The 14,283-nt window shown below is 60.0% G+C and carries 17 protein-coding genes; 3 read left to right on the top strand and 14 right to left on the bottom strand.

The features are described from left to right. Nucleotides 1-2: 2 nt before the first annotated feature. Both cysD and KW838_RS11060 read right to left on the bottom strand, forming a co-directional pair. Nucleotides 3-920 (bottom strand): sulfate adenylyltransferase subunit CysD, encoded by a 918-nt coding sequence (gene cysD / locus KW838_RS11065; protein ID WP_007970286.1) that lies wholly within the window; start codon nucleotides 918-920, stop codon nucleotides 3-5. Nucleotides 921-1,166: 246 nt separating this feature from the next. Further along, entirely contained in the window at nucleotides 1,167-1,925 is a 759-nt protein-coding gene (locus KW838_RS11060; RefSeq protein ID WP_218501083.1) for a Nif3-like dinuclear metal center hexameric protein, read from the bottom strand. A 103-nt stretch (nucleotides 1,926-2,028) separates the two neighbouring features. Between KW838_RS11060 and algW the strand changes: the two genes are divergently transcribed. Next, the gene (algW, locus tag KW838_RS11055; protein WP_007970284.1) at nucleotides 2,029-3,189 is read left to right on the top strand and encodes a Do family serine endopeptidase AlgW; all 1,161 of its coding nucleotides are present in this window, start codon (nucleotides 2,029-2,031) and stop codon (nucleotides 3,187-3,189) included. A 71-nt stretch (nucleotides 3,190-3,260) separates the two neighbouring features. Here algW and KW838_RS11050 read toward each other — a convergent pair whose 3' ends face one another. From KW838_RS11050 to KW838_RS11000, 12 genes are all read right to left on the bottom strand, one after another. Further along, a complete protein-coding gene (locus KW838_RS11050; RefSeq protein WP_256358819.1) occupies nucleotides 3,261-4,085 on the bottom strand; it encodes an IS3 family transposase in 825 nt (274 codons plus the stop codon). An 8-nt stretch (nucleotides 4,086-4,093) separates the two neighbouring features. Beyond that, nucleotides 4,094-4,396 carry a transposase gene (locus KW838_RS29495; protein ID WP_256326664.1) on the bottom strand — a complete coding sequence of 101 codons (303 nt, stop codon included), beginning with the start codon at nucleotides 4,394-4,396 and terminating at the stop codon, nucleotides 4,094-4,096. A 160-nt stretch (nucleotides 4,397-4,556) separates the two neighbouring features. After that, nucleotides 4,557-5,609 carry a histidinol-phosphate transaminase gene (hisC, locus tag KW838_RS11045; RefSeq protein WP_102702534.1) on the bottom strand — a complete coding sequence of 351 codons (1,053 nt, stop codon included), beginning with the start codon at nucleotides 5,607-5,609 and terminating at the stop codon, nucleotides 4,557-4,559. Between the two features lie 2 nt (nucleotides 5,610-5,611). After that, nucleotides 5,612-6,937, bottom strand: a complete 1,326-nt coding sequence (gene hisD, locus KW838_RS11040) for a histidinol dehydrogenase (RefSeq protein WP_104450951.1) — start codon at nucleotides 6,935-6,937, stop codon at nucleotides 5,612-5,614. A gap of 125 nt (nucleotides 6,938-7,062) precedes the next feature. Beyond that, nucleotides 7,063-7,698 carry an ATP phosphoribosyltransferase gene (hisG, locus tag KW838_RS11035; protein ID WP_007970278.1) on the bottom strand — a complete coding sequence of 212 codons (636 nt, stop codon included), beginning with the start codon at nucleotides 7,696-7,698 and terminating at the stop codon, nucleotides 7,063-7,065. Between the two features lie 124 nt (nucleotides 7,699-7,822). After that, entirely contained in the window at nucleotides 7,823-9,088 is a 1,266-nt protein-coding gene (murA, locus tag KW838_RS11030; RefSeq protein ID WP_102702535.1) for a UDP-N-acetylglucosamine 1-carboxyvinyltransferase, read from the bottom strand. A 22-nt stretch (nucleotides 9,089-9,110) separates the two neighbouring features. Then, the gene (locus KW838_RS11025; RefSeq protein ID WP_007912386.1) at nucleotides 9,111-9,350 is read right to left on the bottom strand and encodes a BolA family protein; all 240 of its coding nucleotides are present in this window, start codon (nucleotides 9,348-9,350) and stop codon (nucleotides 9,111-9,113) included. A gap of 113 nt (nucleotides 9,351-9,463) precedes the next feature. Further along, nucleotides 9,464-9,769 (bottom strand): lipid asymmetry maintenance protein MlaB, encoded by a 306-nt coding sequence (locus tag KW838_RS11020; protein WP_007970274.1) that lies wholly within the window; start codon nucleotides 9,767-9,769, stop codon nucleotides 9,464-9,466. After that, the gene (locus tag KW838_RS11015) at nucleotides 9,766-10,419 is read right to left on the bottom strand and encodes a phospholipid-binding protein MlaC (protein WP_102702536.1); all 654 of its coding nucleotides are present in this window, start codon (nucleotides 10,417-10,419) and stop codon (nucleotides 9,766-9,768) included. The genes KW838_RS11020 and KW838_RS11015 overlap by 4 nt, the downstream gene beginning before the upstream one ends. Nucleotides 10,420-10,430: 11 nt before the next feature. Then, the gene (gene mlaD, locus KW838_RS11010) at nucleotides 10,431-10,898 is read right to left on the bottom strand and encodes an outer membrane lipid asymmetry maintenance protein MlaD (protein ID WP_007970271.1); all 468 of its coding nucleotides are present in this window, start codon (nucleotides 10,896-10,898) and stop codon (nucleotides 10,431-10,433) included. Then, nucleotides 10,898-11,695, bottom strand: a complete 798-nt coding sequence (mlaE, locus tag KW838_RS11005) for a lipid asymmetry maintenance ABC transporter permease subunit MlaE (RefSeq protein WP_007970268.1) — start codon at nucleotides 11,693-11,695, stop codon at nucleotides 10,898-10,900. The genes mlaD and mlaE overlap by 1 nt, the downstream gene beginning before the upstream one ends. Next, nucleotides 11,695-12,504 carry an ATP-binding cassette domain-containing protein gene (locus KW838_RS11000; RefSeq protein WP_102702537.1) on the bottom strand — a complete coding sequence of 270 codons (810 nt, stop codon included), beginning with the start codon at nucleotides 12,502-12,504 and terminating at the stop codon, nucleotides 11,695-11,697. Before KW838_RS11000 ends, mlaE begins: the two co-directional genes overlap by 1 nt. Before the next feature lie 276 nt (nucleotides 12,505-12,780). On the opposite strand from KW838_RS11000, the gene KW838_RS10995 reads away from it, so the two are divergent. Together KW838_RS10995 and KW838_RS10990 are read left to right on the top strand one after the other, a co-directional pair. Then, nucleotides 12,781-13,755: a KpsF/GutQ family sugar-phosphate isomerase gene (locus tag KW838_RS10995; protein ID WP_102702538.1), complete on the top strand. Its 975-nt coding sequence runs from the start codon at nucleotides 12,781-12,783 to the stop codon at nucleotides 13,753-13,755. Next, complete coding sequence (locus tag KW838_RS10990; RefSeq protein ID WP_008018712.1) at nucleotides 13,755-14,279, top strand: HAD family hydrolase; 525 nt, start codon at nucleotides 13,755-13,757, stop codon at nucleotides 14,277-14,279. Before KW838_RS10995 ends, KW838_RS10990 begins: the two co-directional genes overlap by 1 nt. Nucleotides 14,280-14,283: the final 4 nt, after the last annotated feature.

Here is a 14,283-nt window from a genome sequence, read left to right as displayed (position 1 = left end):
CCTTAGAAATAACCTTGACGTTTTTTGTCTTCCATCGAGCCGGCGCCATCGTGGTCGATGACACGGCCCTGGCGCTCGGAAGTTCGCGTCAGGAGCATTTCCTGAATGATGTCCGTGAGGCTTTCGGCCTCGGACTCCACCGCGCCCGTCAACGGGTAGCAACCAAGGGTACGGAAACGCACTTTCTTTTTGACGATGCGCGCTTTGTCTTCATCGCTCAGGTGCTCGAGGATGCGCTCGTCGTCGATCATGATCAGCGTGCCGTTCTTCTCGATGACTTCGCGTTCAGCGGCGAAGTACAGCGGGACGATCGGGATGCCTTCAAGGTAGATGTACTGCCAGATGTCCAGTTCGGTCCAGTTCGACAGCGGGAAGACGCGGATCGACTCACCCTTGTTGACCTTGCCGTTGTAGACGTTCCACAGCTCGGGACGCTGGTTCTTCGGGTCCCAGCGGTGCTTGCTGTCGCGGAACGAGTACACGCGCTCTTTGGCGCGGGACTTCTCTTCATCGCGACGGGCGCCGCCGAACGCTGCGTCGAAACCATGCTTGTCGAGTGCCTGCTTCAGGCCCTCGGTCTTCATGATGTCGGTGTGCTTGGCGCTGCCGTGGGTGAACGGATTGATGTTCTGCGCCACGCCGTCCGGGTTGACGTGGGTGATCAGGTCGAGGCCCAGTTCGGCGACCATCTTGTCACGGAAGGCGTACATCTCCTGGAATTTCCAGCGAGTGTCGACGTGCATCACCGGAAACGGCAGCTTGCCCGGGAAGAACGCCTTGCGTGCCAGATGCAGCATCACGGCGGAGTCTTTACCGATGGAGTACAGCATCACCGGGTTGTCGAACTCGGCGGCCACCTCGCGGATGATGTGGATGCTTTCCGCCTCCAGCTGTTTCAGATGCGTCAGTTTGTCGACCATGGCTACTCACGAAAGCTTTCTTATGAACGGCCAGCGGGCCGTGTTCGAGCGGGGATCCTAGCACAGCGACCTCTTCTAATCAGGACGCCAACTAGATCGAAAGAGCATATGAATATGCCTGCCCGTTTGGGCTATTGAACCGCGAACACATCTCTGTAGGAGCTGCCGAAGGCTGCGATCTTTTGATTTTGATTTTAAAGATCAAAAGATCGCAGCCTTCGGCAGCTCCTACACAGGGTGACCAGGTCAAATCGGGTTAGGGCAATCGATGAAGATATGCTCCAGCGCAAAGCGCCGCGCCAGATAATCGCCCAGCGCCTGAACGCCGTAGCGCTCGGTCGCGTGGTGACCGGCGGCGATGAAGCTGATGCCGTTTTCCTGGGCGCTGTGGAAGGTCTGCTCGGAGGCCTCGCCGCTGAGGTACAGATCACACCCCGCCAGCACGGCTTGATCGATGTACCCTTGACCGCCACCGGTGCACCAGCCGACCCGGCGGATCATCGCATTGCCTTCAATCAACAAGGGCTCGCGCCCCATGACTTCCTGTACGCGGCGGGCGAAATCCCGTGCGGTCATCGGCTCGTTCAGTGATCCGACCAGCCCGACAATCTTCAGATTGTCCGGATCAAGCGGGCCCTCGACAGTGATCTCCAGTTGCCGAGCCAACTGCACGTTATTGCCAACGTCCGGGTGCAGGTCCAGCGGCAGGTGATAGGCCAGGAGGCTGATATCGTGCTTGAGCAGGGTCTTCAAGCGGCGCTGCTTCATACCGGTGATGCACGGGTTTTCGCCCTTCCAGAAATAGCCGTGGTGCACCAGTACCAGGTCGGCATTGGCCTCTACCGCGGCATCCAGCAACGCCTGGCTGGCAGTGACGCCACTGACAATGCGCATCACTTGCGGACGGCCTTCGACCTGCAAGCCATTGGGGCAGTAATCGGCGATTTTGGCGCTGTTGAGATAACGGTCGGCTTCTTCGACCAGGGTGCTCAGGGAGACAGCCATAAAAGACTCCTAAATATCCCGTTCAGAGGCGCGTGCGGCCTCGTATAATGCGCGTCATTATGAGCGGTCTCATACCGCCTGCAACTCTCTCAGGAACTGCTTAATGCTCAAGGCGCTGCGTTTTTCCGGCTGGCCGCTGTTGGCCGGCGTGCTTGTCGCTCTTTTGATAATCCAGCGTTACCCGCAGTGGGTCGGGCTCCCGAGCCTCGACGTCAATCTGCAGCAAGCGCCGCAAACCACCAGCATGCAACAGGGCCCGGTGTCTTATGCCGATGCGGTCACCACCGCAGCGCCGTCGGTGGTGAACCTGTACACCACCAAGGTCATCAACAAACCCAACCATCCGCTGTTCGAAGATCCGCAATTCCGCCGCTTCTTCGGCGATAACTCACCCAAGCAGAAACGCATGGAATCGAGCCTCGGTTCCGGCGTGATCATGAGCCCGGAAGGCTACATCCTGACCAACAACCACGTGACCAGCGGCGCCGACCAGATCGTCGTGGCGCTCAAGGACGGCCGCGAAACCCTGGCCCGGGTGATCGGCAGCGACCCGGAGACTGACCTCGCGGTGCTGAAGATCGACCTGAAAAACCTGCCGTCGATCACCGTGGGGCGCTCCGACAACATCCGCATCGGCGATGTCGCGCTGGCCATCGGCAACCCGTTCGGCGTCGGCCAGACCGTGACCATGGGCATCATCAGTGCCACCGGGCGCAATCAACTGGGCCTGAACAACTACGAAGACTTCATCCAGACCGATGCCGCGATCAACCCCGGCAACTCGGGCGGTGCACTGGTGGACGCCATTGGCAACCTGACCGGCATCAACACGGCGATCTTCTCCAAGTCGGGCGGCTCCCAGGGCATCGGTTTCGCGATCCCGGTAAAGCTGGCGATGGAAGTGATGAAGTCGATCATCGAGCACGGCCAGGTGATTCGTGGCTGGCTGGGTATCGAAGTGCAGCCGTTGACCCAGGAACTGGCCGAATCCTTCGGTTTGTCCGGGCGTCCGGGCATTGTCGTGGCGGGGATTTTCCGCGATGGTCCGGCACAGAAGGCCGGCCTGCAACTGGGTGACGTGATTCTTGCCATCGATGGCGAGCCGGCCGGTGATGGCCGTCGCTCGATGAATCAGGTAGCGCGGATCAAGCCGACCGACAAGGTCACGATCCAGGTGATGCGCAACGGCAAGGAACTCAAGCTGACCGCGGAAATCGGTTTGCGTCCGCCGCCGGCACCGGTCAAAGAGAAAGAAGAAGAGTAACTGGCCAACACGAAAACCCATGTGGGAGCGGGCTTGAACTGGTCAACTAATTTTGGACACCAGTTACGGTTTCATGCCGCCAGTTTCTCCATAGCTACCGGCGACCGGTAGTCGTTGTAGCTATGGAGCCTGACGTTGTTGTAACGCATCACATAACGCTGCACATCCACCCGCGCCTCATGTTCCGAGCGGTAGCCATCTTCTGGCACCCACTCGGATTTCAGGCTGCCAAAGAAACGCTCCATCGGAGCGTTGTCCCAGCACTCACCTTTGCGACTCATGCTTTGCAGGAGGCCATGTTTGCGCATTTCTTTCCTGAATTTATGACTGGTGTATTGGCAGCCCTGGTCAGAGTGAAACAGCACCTCTTTTGGCCGACCTCGCAGGTCGACCGCCATCCGCAACGCTTCGCAGGTCAGCGTGGCATCGGAAATCATCGAAAACGACCAGCCCACGATCCTGCGGGCAAACAGATCCAGAACCGCCGCGAAATACATCCAGCGCGTGCCGACTTTGATGTAGGTCACATCGCCGCACCACACTTGGTTAACCGCCGTGACATCAAACTTGCGCTTGAGCACATGCGGCGCCACCAGCGCCTCAACGCCGGAAGACTTGTACTTGTGCCGCCGCCGTTGATGACTGGCAACACCGGCTTCGCGCATCAAGCTGCGAGCCATATGTCGCCCGACACGATGCCCTTTGGCTTGCAGTTCCTTGGACAGGGTGCGAGACCCTGCGGACGCTCTGGATTCCTTATGATGCTTGACCAGCACGGCCTTAAGTTTCTCCCGCTCAGGATTCACCTTGCCCTGACGCTGACGCCAGGCGTAAAAGCTGCTGCGGGCGACTCCAAACGCCCGACAGCAATTGTTAACGCCGTACTGCTCGTCCAGCTCATTGATCAGCGAGAATGATCTTTGGAGTCCAAAAGCAGGAGAGCACTGGCCTTTTTTAGGATTTCAATGTCCAGGTCTTTTTGCCTGAGCAACGCTTTGAGCTGCTGAATCTCCCGTTGATCGGCGGTGATTGCCTTGGCCCCCACCGGGGTCGAACCCAAGCGTTCTTTGCGAACCTGGTCGACCCAACGGCGCAAGGCGGTAGGGCCAATATCCAAACTGGCACAAACATCGGGAACGGACTGGCCCTCGTCCAGCACCATGCTGGCGGCCTTGAGTTTGAACTCACTGGAATAAGATTTACGCATAGCCAAACACCTCAGATTTGGGCGCCATCATAGCGCCCGATTGAAGTGTCCAAAATCATTAGGCCAGTTCAGCTTGCTCGCGAAAGCGGTGTGTCAGTTAACTTCTACGTCGACTGACACACCGCTTTCGCGAGCAAGCCCGCACAGGGATGGCGGTGGTTTAGAGGTCGCCCAGACCGTCGATCAGCGCCTGGTTCTGCTCTGGCGTGCCGATGGAGATCCGCAGGAACTGGGCAATCCGCTCCTGCTTGAAGTGCCGGACGATCACGCCCTGCTCACGCAACTTCGCCGCCAGCCCCGCCGCATCGTGTTGGGGGTGACGGGCGAAAATGAAGTTCGCCGCAGACGGCAGCACTTCAAATCCCTTGGCCTGCAATTGCCCGACGACCTTCTCGCGATTCTCGATCACCAACCGGCAGGTCTTGTCGAAATACTCGCGATCCTCGAACGCGGCAGCGGCGCCGACATTCGCCATGCGGTCCAGCGGATAGGAGTTGAAGCTGTTCTTGATCCGCTCCAGCGCCTCGATCAGGTCCGGATGCCCCACCGCCAGGCCAACCCGCAGACCGGCCAGGGAGCGGGACTTGGACAGGGTCTGGGTCACCAGCAGGTTGGGATAACGATCGACCAGAGCGATTGCCGTCTCGCCGCCGAAATCGATGTAAGCCTCGTCCACCACGACCACCGAATCCGGGCTGGCCTTGAGAATCTGCTCCACCGCTTCCAGCGCCAGCAGGCAGCCGGTCGGTGCGTTCGGGTTGGGGAAGATGATCCCGCCGTTCGGCCTGGCGTAGTCCGCCGGGTTGATCCGGAATTGCTCGTCCAGCGGCACCGCGTCGAACTGGATGCCGTACAACCCGCAGTAAACCGGATAGAAGCTGTAGCTGATGTCCGGGAACAGCAGCGGCTGATCGTGCTGCAGCAAACCGTGGAAGATGTGCGCCAGGACTTCGTCGGAACCGTTACCGAGGAACACCTGATTGCCTTGCACGCCGTAGTACCTGGCGACCGCGTTCTTCAGCAGGTCGCTGTTCGGGTCCGGGTACAGGCGCAGGTTATCGTTCAGTTCGGTCTGCATCGCGGCCAAGGCCTTGGGCGATGGACCGTACGGGTTTTCGTTGGTGTTGAGCTTCACCAGCTTCGCCAGTTTCGGCTGCTCACCCGGCACGTAAGGCACCAGATTCTTGACGAACGGGCTCCAGAATTTACTCATGTTCAGTTCCCCTGCTTGTCGTCAACGATGCGGTATTCGGCGCTACGCGCGTGCGCGGTCAGCGACTCGCCACGGGCCAGCACGGATGCGGTCTTGCCCAGTTCCGATGCGCCCTGCTCGGAGCAGAAGATGATCGACGAGCGTTTCTGGAAGTCATACACACCCAGCGGCGAAGAGAATCGCGCGGTGCCGGAGGTCGGCAACACGTGGTTCGGGCCTGCGCAGTAGTCGCCCAGGGCTTCAGAGGTGTGACGGCCCATGAAGATCGCGCCGGCGTGGCGGATCTGCGGCAGCCAGGCTTGCGGATCGGCAACGGACAACTCGAGGTGCTCCGGCGCGATGCGGTTGGCCACTTCGATGGCCTGTTCCATGTCGCGAACCTTGATCAGTGCACCACGGCCATTGATCGAGGTTTCGATGATTGCGGCACGCTCCATGGTCGGCATCAATTTGGCGATGCTGGCGGCGACCTTGTCGAGGAACCCGGCGTCGGGGCTGACCAGAATGGCCTGGGCGTCTTCGTCGTGCTCGGCCTGGGAGAACAGGTCCATGGCGATCCAGTCCGGATCGGTCTGGCCGTCGCACACCACGAGGATTTCCGAAGGGCCGGCGATCATGTCGATGCCGACCTGGCCAAACACGTGGCGCTTGGCGGTAGCCACATAGATGTTGCCCGGGCCGACGACCTTGTCGACCTTCGGCACGCTTTCGGTGCCGTAAGCCAGCGCCGCAACGGCCTGGGCACCGCCGATGGTAAACACGCGGTCGACACCGGCGATGCAGGCCGCAGCCAGCACCAACTCGTTGATTTCACCGCGCGGGGTCGGCACGACCATGACCACTTCGGTGACGCCGGCAACCTTGGCCGGAATCGCGTTCATCAACACCGACGACGGGTACGACGCCTTGCCGCCCGGCACGTACAGACCGGCACGATCCAGCGGCGTGACTTTCTGGCCCAGTACGGTGCCGTCCGCCTCGGTGTAACTCCAGGAGTCCTGCTTCTGCTTCTCGTGGTAGCTGCGCACGCGGGCTGCGGCGACTTCCAGTGCTTCGCGCTGGGCCACGGAGATGCGGGTCAGCGCCAACTCCAGACGCTCGCGCGGCAGGATCAGGTCGGCCATGGACTTCACGTCCAGGCCGTCGAACTGACGGGTGAAGTCCACCAGCGCCGCGTCACCGCGCTCGCGCACGGCCTTGATGATGTCCAGCACTCGCTGATTGACCGAGTCGTCAGACACACTTTCCCAGCTCAGCAGATGATCCAGATGATGCGCGAAATCCGGGTCAGCAGCGTTGAGTCGGCGAATTGCAGTCAGTGCGGTCATAGCGAGAGCCTCATAGGAATGGCAAAAAACTCAGGCGCCCGAAGCTAACATTCGATCCGCTTGGGCACCTGAGAATTCTGGCTATGAGGCGGATAGACGGCGCAACTCAAGGTTGCGCAGGTGAATCAGCCGCGGTGTCGAGACTCCACTGCCTTGCGCAGGGTGTCGATCAACGCCTGGATACGGGCGTGCTGCATTTTCATCGAAGCCTTGTTGACGATCAGGCGGGAGCTGATGGCAGCGATGAAATCCTGTGGCTCCAGGCCGTTGGCCCGCAGCGTGTTGCCGGTGTCGACCACGTCGATGATCTTGTCCGCCAGACCGATCAGCGGCGCCAGTTCCATCGAACCGTAAAGCTTGATGATATCGACCTGACGACCCTGTTCGGCGTAGTAGCGCTTGGCAACATTGACGAACTTGGTGGCGATGCGCAGGCGGCCCTTGGGCTCGACGGCACCGACTTTACCGGCGGTCATCAGCTTGCACTGGGCAATTTGCAGGTCCAGCGGCTCGTACAGGCCCTGGCCGCCGTATTCCATCAGCACATCTTTACCGGCGACGCCGAGGTCGGCAGCACCATGTTCGACATAGGTCGGCACATCGGTGGCACGCACGATCAGCAGACGGACATCGTCCTGGGTCGTGGGGATGATCAGCTTGCGGCTCTTGTCCGGATTCTCGGTCGGCACGATGCCCGCTTCAGCCAGAAGCGGCAAGGTATCGTCAAGGATGCGGCCCTTGGACAGTGCGATGGTCAACATGGGAAACGTCAGTCCTTATCAAGGTACTCATGCCCGGTCGCAAATGGCGCCGGACACACATCGAGCCGAAAACGGCTCGACTTCAACAAATCAACGGGCATGTCCTTATGCCCATGCAGCAGTACTAGCCCGGAACGCGACGGATCTTGGCGCCCAGCATCTGCAGTTTTTCCTCGATGCACTCGTAGCCACGATCTATGTGGTAGATGCGGTCGATCAGGGTGTCGCCCTCGGCGATCAGGGCCGAGATGACCAGGCTGGCCGAAGCACGCAGGTCGGTCGCCATCACTGGCGCGCCCTTGAGCTTCTCGGTGCCGGTGACGATCGCGGTGTTGCCCTCGACCTGGATCTTGGCGCCCATGCGGTGCAGTTCGTAGACGTGCATGAAGCGGTTTTCGAAGATCGTCTCGATCACAGCACCCGTGCCTTCGGCAATGGCGTTGAGGGAGATGAACTGTGCCTGCATGTCGGTCGGGAACGCCGGGTACGGAGCGGTCCGCACGTTGACGGCTTTCGGCCGCTTGCCGTGCATGTTCAGCTCGATCCAGTCTTCGCCGCAGGTGATTTCGGCACCGGATTCACGGAGCTTCTCCAGTACGGCTTCGAGAATGGTCGGATCCGTGTCCTTGACCTTCACGCGGCCGCCGGTCACGGCAGCGGCAACCAGGTAGGTGCCGGTTTCGATACGGTCCGGCATCACCTTGTAAGTGGTGGTGTGCAGACGCTCGACGCCATCGATGGTGATGGTGTCGGTGCCGGCGCCGGAAACCTTGGCGCCCATGGCGTTCAGGAAGTTCGCCAGGTCGACCACTTCAGGTTCGCGCGCGGCGTTGGCCAGGACGCTACGGCCCTTGGCCAGTGCGGCGGCCATCATGATGTTTTCGGTACCGGTCACGCTGACGGTATCGAAGAAGAAGTGCGCACCGCGCAAGCCGCCCTCAGGCGCCTTGGCCTTGATGTAGCCGCCTTCGACGTCGATGACCGCGCCCATGGCTTCCAGGCCACGGATGTGCAGGTCAACCGGACGCGAACCGATGGCGCAACCGCCAGGCAGCGCGACTTCGGCTTCGCCGAAACGGGCAACCATCGGGCCCAGCACCAGGATCGACGCACGCATGGTTTTAACCAGTTCGTACGGTGCGACCAGGGTCTTGATGGTGCGCGGGTCGATTTCGACGGCGAGTTTTTCGTCGATCACCGGCTCGATCCCCATGCGACCGAACAGTTCGATCATGGTGGTGATGTCGTGCAGGTGCGGCAGGTTGGCAACGGTCACCGGACCATCGCACAGCAGCGTGGCAGCCAGGATCGGCAGGGCAGAGTTCTTTGCCCCGGAGATACGGATTTCGCCGTCAAGACGAGCACCGCCAGTAATAATCAATTTATCCATAAGAATCTCGACGCCCTTGGGCTCAGGTGCGCTCGGCCCAGGCCGCGCTGCTGAAAAATTTCATTGTGACCGCATGGATGCTGCCATCGGTGATCCATGGGTTCAAATGGGCATAGATCTGCTGCTGACGCTTCACCGGGCTCAACGCCGCCAGTTCATCGCTAATCACATTCAGCTGGAAATTGCAGCCTTCGCCCTCGACTTCTACCAACGTTCCGGGCAGCTTTCCTTCAAGGAAGCTCTTCACTTCTACGGCCTGCATGCTCAACCTCAATCGGCGCCCTGTGCGCGCGGGTCGGACATCATACAAAAAAGCCCCGCGCCTGCGAACCCCGCGAAGCAGGACTCTGACGGGGGGCTTCTTTATAGATGTGGTTAGGGATGCGCCAACAGCTCGGTCAGCTCGCTGACCTGAGCGATTTCACGCATGTCTTCCGGCATTCCACGGATGCTCAACGCCTTGCCGGCCGCTTGAGCATCGCGGATGAAGCACAGCAGCAATGACAAACCGACACTGCTGGACTTGGTCACCGCCGAACAATCGACCACCAGCGCCGCAGCCTTGCTGGCCTTGATCAGCGCCTTGCCCTGCTCACGCAGGCCAGGGCCGGTGCGGTAATCCAGCACGCCACTGAGTCGCAGCTCACCCGCTTCGTCCATCTGGACTGCCGACTCACTCATTGGGGCGACTGCTCTGGATTCTTGTCGGTGGCTTCCTTGGCCTTGGCGACTTCCCCGGCCCAACCATTGATGGTCTTGTCCAGGTCGTTGCCATTGCGCTGCATCGCATCGGCGAACTGATCGCGGAACAGCTTGCCGATATTGATGCCGTTGATGATGACGTTACGCAGCTTCCACTCGCCATTGATCTTTTCCAGCGTGTAGGACACTGGATAGATCGCGCCGCTGCTGCCTTTGACCGTCATGCCAACGCTGGTACGGTCGCCCGACTCGTCCTTGGCCGGTTCAACGGTGATGCCCTGGTTGTTGTACTCCAGCAAGGCATTGCCATAGAACTGGAACAGGCCCCTCTTGAAGTTTTCTTCGAAGGTCTTCATCTGCGCAGGCGTAGCTTTGCGCGAGTACTTGACCGTCATGATGCTCTTGGAAATACCCTCAGCATCCACGACCGGCCCGACGATGGAGTTCAGCGCCGCATAAAAGTCTTGCGGATCCTGCTTGTACTTCTCTTTGTTTGCCGCCAGGTCCGCGAGCATACGGTTGGTTGTGTCCTGCACCAGATCGTGCGCCGAAGGCGCCGCTACGGCGTGGGACACCAACGGAAACACCGCGAGCATTACCAACAGGCCACGTCGCAAGGTAGAGATCATTTAACAGTTCCTCATTTAGCTTCTTTGCTAACGGTATTGAGCAGGAATTTACCGATCAGGTCCTCGAGCACCAGCGATGACTGCGTGTCATGGATGGTTCCACCATCCTTGAGCAGGGTGTCTTCCCCGCCCACGCTGATACCGATGTACTTCTCGCCCAACAGTCCTGCGGTCAGGATAGATGCAGTGGAGTCCGCCGGCAGATTATCGATGCGTTTTTCCAGCTGCATGGTCACCCGACCGGTAAAGCTGTCGCGATCCAGATCGATGGCCGTGACCTTGCCGATGGTCACACCGGCCATGGTCACCTTTGCTCTGACAGTCAAACCGGCGATATTGTCGAAGTAGGCGTAAAGTTTATACGTATCGGTGCTCGGAGTCGGGGACAGGCCACTGACCCGCAACGCCAACAAGAGCAAAGCCAGGATGCCAGCCAGCAAGAAAAGGCCGACACCGATTTCCAGGGTGCGGTTTTGCATCAGAAATCTCCAAACATCAAGGCGGTCAGAATAAAGTCCAGGCCGAGCACTGCCAACGAGGCATAGACAACGGTCTTGGTAGTGGCACGACTGATCCCCTCGGAAGTGGGTTCGCAGTCATAGCCTTGGAATACGGCGATCCAGGTCACGACAAAGGCAAAGACGATACTTTTGATGATCCCGTTGAGCACATCCTCAGTGAACGTCACGCTGTTCTGCATGTTCGACCAGTAGGAACCTTCATAGACCCCCAGCCAGTCGACAGCGACCCACGAGCCGCCCCAGATGCCCACCACGCTGAAAATCATCGCCAGCACCGGCAGGGAAATGAAGCCGGCCCACAAGCGTGGTGCGATGATGTACTTGAGCGGGTCAACCCCGATCATTTCCAGGCTGGACAACTGCTCGGTGGACTTCATGTTGCCGATTTCCGCGGTCAACGCGGAACCTGCGCGCCCGGCGAACAGCAAGGCGGTCACCACCGGCCCCAGTTCCCGCAGCAGCGTCAGCGCAACCATCTGCCCGACAGCCTGCTCCGAACCGTAGCTGGAAAGGATGTTGAAGCCCTGCAGCGCCAGCACCATGCCGATGAACACCCCGGAGACCACGATGATCACCAGGGACATCACACCCACCGAATGCAGCTGCTTGACCAGCAGCCCGAAGCCGCCACCGATACCACCGCGGCCAAGCAAGGCATGAAACAGGAACAAGGCCGAACGCCCGAACACCGCCAGCACATCGATGCCGGCCTGGCCGAAGCGGCGAACGCGTTCCATCAATGAAATTCTGCGCATCAGCGCTTCCCCAGAATATCTGCGCGGTAATCCGTCGCTGGAAAGTGGTACGGAACCGGGCCATCGGGTTCGCCGGTCATGAACTGACGAATGCGCGGCTCATCCGAGTTCATCAACTCGTCCGGGGTCCCCTGCCCCAACACCTGGCCATCGCCCACCACATAAATGTAATCGGCAATGCTCGCGGTCTCGGCCAGGTCGTGGGAAACCACGATGCTGGTGATGCCCAGCGCATCGTTGAGCAAGCGAATCAGACGCACCAGAACGCCCATGGCGATAGGGTCCTGGCCGACAAAAGGCTCGTCGTACATGAGGATCTGTGGATCGAGCGCTATCGCCCGGGCCAGCGCAACCCGGCGCTTCATGCCGCCGGAAAGCTCGTCAGGCATCAATTCGATGGCACCGCGCAGACCCACGGCCTGCAATTTGAGCAGGACGATGTCGCGGATCATTTCTTCCGGTAGTTGCGTGTGAACCCGCAGCGGAAACGCGACATTCTCGAAGACATCGAGGTCGGTAAACAGCGCGCCGCTCTGAAACAGCACGCCCATATGCTTGCGCGCATCGAACAGGTCGCTGCGCGACAGTTTTGGCAGGTTCTGACCGTTGACCCAGACTTCGCCCTTGGTGGGGCGCAACTGGGCCCCCATCAGACGCAGAAGCGTGGTCTTGCCGCACCCGGAAGGCCCCATGATGCCGGTGACCTTGCCACGCGGGATACGGATATCGACATTATTGAAAATGCTGCGCGCACCGCGCTTGAAGGACAGTCCCTTCAGCTCGACCGCGTAGGCGTTATCGGCACTCATCTAAACTCCTTGCGATGCAGCCTCTCACTCGGACGCTTGGCTTTCTGACGAAAGCACATACCTCCCGGGCAGGCCGAACTGGCGGCGAACTATATCACTGCAAAGGCTGCACGCCCAAGGCCAAAGCCGAGCCATGTGCAACTGCATGAGCGGTTCAAAGCCCCATCTAGAGGGTTTCAGGTAACAAGGAATGACAATGCGCGACGAACTTGCGTGAGGGATTCGATCATAACCGCTATAATCGCCGCCTTTTCATCAGGCTATACGATTTCTGACATGAGCCAATCCAGCGACCTGATTCAATCAGCACAACGCACCATCCGCCTCGAAGTAGAAGCCGTGCAAGGCCTGCTACCCCATATCGACGCAGATTTCGTACGCGCTTGCGAGATGATTCTGGCCAGCAAAGGCCGCGTGGTCGTGGTCGGCATGGGCAAGTCGGGGCACGTCGGCAACAAGATCGCCGCGACCCTGGCCAGCACCGGCACCACGGCGTTTTTTGTGCACCCGGCGGAGGCCAGCCATGGTGACATGGGCATGATTACCCGCGACGACATCATTCTGGCGCTCTCGAATTCCGGCTCCACCAATGAAATCGTCACCCTGCTGCCACTGATCAAGCGCCTGGGCATTCAGTTGATCAGCGTGACCGGCAACCCTGATTCGCCGCTGGCCAAGGCCGCCGAGGTGAACTTGAATGTTCATGTCGAACACGAAGCCTGCCCGTTGAACCTGGCACCCACCTCGTCGACCACCGCCGCCCTGGTCATGGGTGACGCCCTGGCGGTCGCGCTGCTGGAAGCCCGTGGTTTCACCGCCGAAGACTTCGCCTTTTCCCATCCCGGCGGCGCCTTGGGCCGACGCCTGCTGCTGAAAGTGGAGAATGTCATGCACGCCGGCCAGGAGTTGCCGCAGGTCCAGCGTGGCACCCTGCTCAAGGACGCCTTGATGGAGATGACCCGCAAGGGCCTGGGCATGACCGTCATCCTCGAGGCCGACGGCAAGCTGGCCGGAATCTTCACCGATGGTGATTTGCGCCGCACACTGGACCGCAGCATCGACATCCACAGCGCTGTCATCGACCAGGTCATGACGGCCCATGGCAAGACCGCCCGCGCCGAAATGCTGGCCGCCGAAGCACTGAAAATCATGGAAGACCATAAAATCAACGCGCTGGTCGTGGTCGACAGCGAAGATCGCCCGGTCGGTGCCTTGAACATGCACGACTTGCTGCGTGCAGGAGTAATGTAATGAGTGCGGACCTGCTGCAACGCGGCAAACAGATCAAACTGGCGGTGTTCGATGTCGACGGCGTGCTGACCGATGGTCGCCTGTACTTCCTCGAAGACGGCAGCGAATTCAAGACGTTCAACACGCTCGACGGCCAGGGCATCAAGATGCTGATGGCCGCTGGCGTGCAGACTGCGATCATCAGTGGCCGCAAGACCCCGGTGGTCGAGCGGCGAGCCAAAAACCTCGGCATCCCGCACCTGTATCAGGGTCGCGAAGACAAACTGGTGGTACTCGACGAACTGCTGGCCCAACTGAATTTGAGCTATGAGCAGGTGGCCTATCTCGGCGACGACCTGCCGGACCTGCCGGTGATTCGCCGCGTAGGCCTGGGCATGGCGGTGGCCAATGCCGCCAGTTTCGTGCGCGAACATGCTCACGGCATCACCCTCGCCCGCGGCGGCGAAGGTGCCGCTCGCGAGTTCTGCGAATTGATCCTGCGCGCCCAGGACCGCCTCGATGCGGCCAACGCGGCGTACCTGTGAGCCC

The sequence above is a fragment of the Pseudomonas sp. PDM27 genome, assembly GCF_019219205.1.
In the GTDB taxonomy this organism is placed as follows: domain Bacteria; phylum Pseudomonadota; class Gammaproteobacteria; order Pseudomonadales; family Pseudomonadaceae; genus Aquipseudomonas; species Aquipseudomonas laurylsulfatiphila.
Note: the sequence above shows the minus strand (reverse complement) of the source record. Positions and strands in the feature narration are given on the sequence as shown.

Excerpts from the sequence above, each read along its gene's own strand:
- cysD (WP_007970286.1), bottom strand. The coding sequence starts at position 920 with ATGGTCGACAAACTGACGCATCTGAAACAGCTGGAGGCGGAAAGCATC.
- KW838_RS11060 (WP_218501083.1), bottom strand. The coding sequence starts at position 1,925 with ATGGCTGTCTCCCTGAGCACCCTGGTCGAAGAAGCCGACCGTTATCTC.
- algW (WP_007970284.1), top strand. The coding sequence starts at position 2,029 with ATGCTCAAGGCGCTGCGTTTTTCCGGCTGGCCGCTGTTGGCCGGCGTG.
- KW838_RS29495 (WP_256326664.1), bottom strand. The coding sequence starts at position 4,396 with ATGCGTAAATCTTATTCCAGTGAGTTCAAACTCAAGGCCGCCAGCATG.
- hisC (WP_102702534.1), bottom strand. The coding sequence starts at position 5,609 with ATGAGTAAATTCTGGAGCCCGTTCGTCAAGAATCTGGTGCCTTACGTG.
- hisD (WP_104450951.1), bottom strand. The coding sequence starts at position 6,937 with ATGACCGCACTGACTGCAATTCGCCGACTCAACGCTGCTGACCCGGAT.
- hisG (WP_007970278.1), bottom strand. The coding sequence starts at position 7,698 with ATGTTGACCATCGCACTGTCCAAGGGCCGCATCCTTGACGATACCTTG.
- murA (WP_102702535.1), bottom strand. The coding sequence starts at position 9,088 with ATGGATAAATTGATTATTACTGGCGGTGCTCGTCTTGACGGCGAAATC.
- KW838_RS11025 (WP_007912386.1), bottom strand. The coding sequence starts at position 9,350 with ATGCAGGCCGTAGAAGTGAAGAGCTTCCTTGAAGGAAAGCTGCCCGGA.
- KW838_RS11020 (WP_007970274.1), bottom strand. The coding sequence starts at position 9,769 with ATGAGTGAGTCGGCAGTCCAGATGGACGAAGCGGGTGAGCTGCGACTC.
- KW838_RS11015 (WP_102702536.1), bottom strand. The coding sequence starts at position 10,419 with ATGATCTCTACCTTGCGACGTGGCCTGTTGGTAATGCTCGCGGTGTTT.
- mlaD (WP_007970271.1), bottom strand. The coding sequence starts at position 10,898 with ATGCAAAACCGCACCCTGGAAATCGGTGTCGGCCTTTTCTTGCTGGCT.
- mlaE (WP_007970268.1), bottom strand. The coding sequence starts at position 11,695 with ATGCGCAGAATTTCATTGATGGAACGCGTTCGCCGCTTCGGCCAGGCC.
- KW838_RS11000 (WP_102702537.1), bottom strand. The coding sequence starts at position 12,504 with ATGAGTGCCGATAACGCCTACGCGGTCGAGCTGAAGGGACTGTCCTTC.
- KW838_RS10995 (WP_102702538.1), top strand. The coding sequence starts at position 12,781 with ATGAGCCAATCCAGCGACCTGATTCAATCAGCACAACGCACCATCCGC.
- KW838_RS10990 (WP_008018712.1), top strand. The coding sequence starts at position 13,755 with ATGAGTGCGGACCTGCTGCAACGCGGCAAACAGATCAAACTGGCGGTG.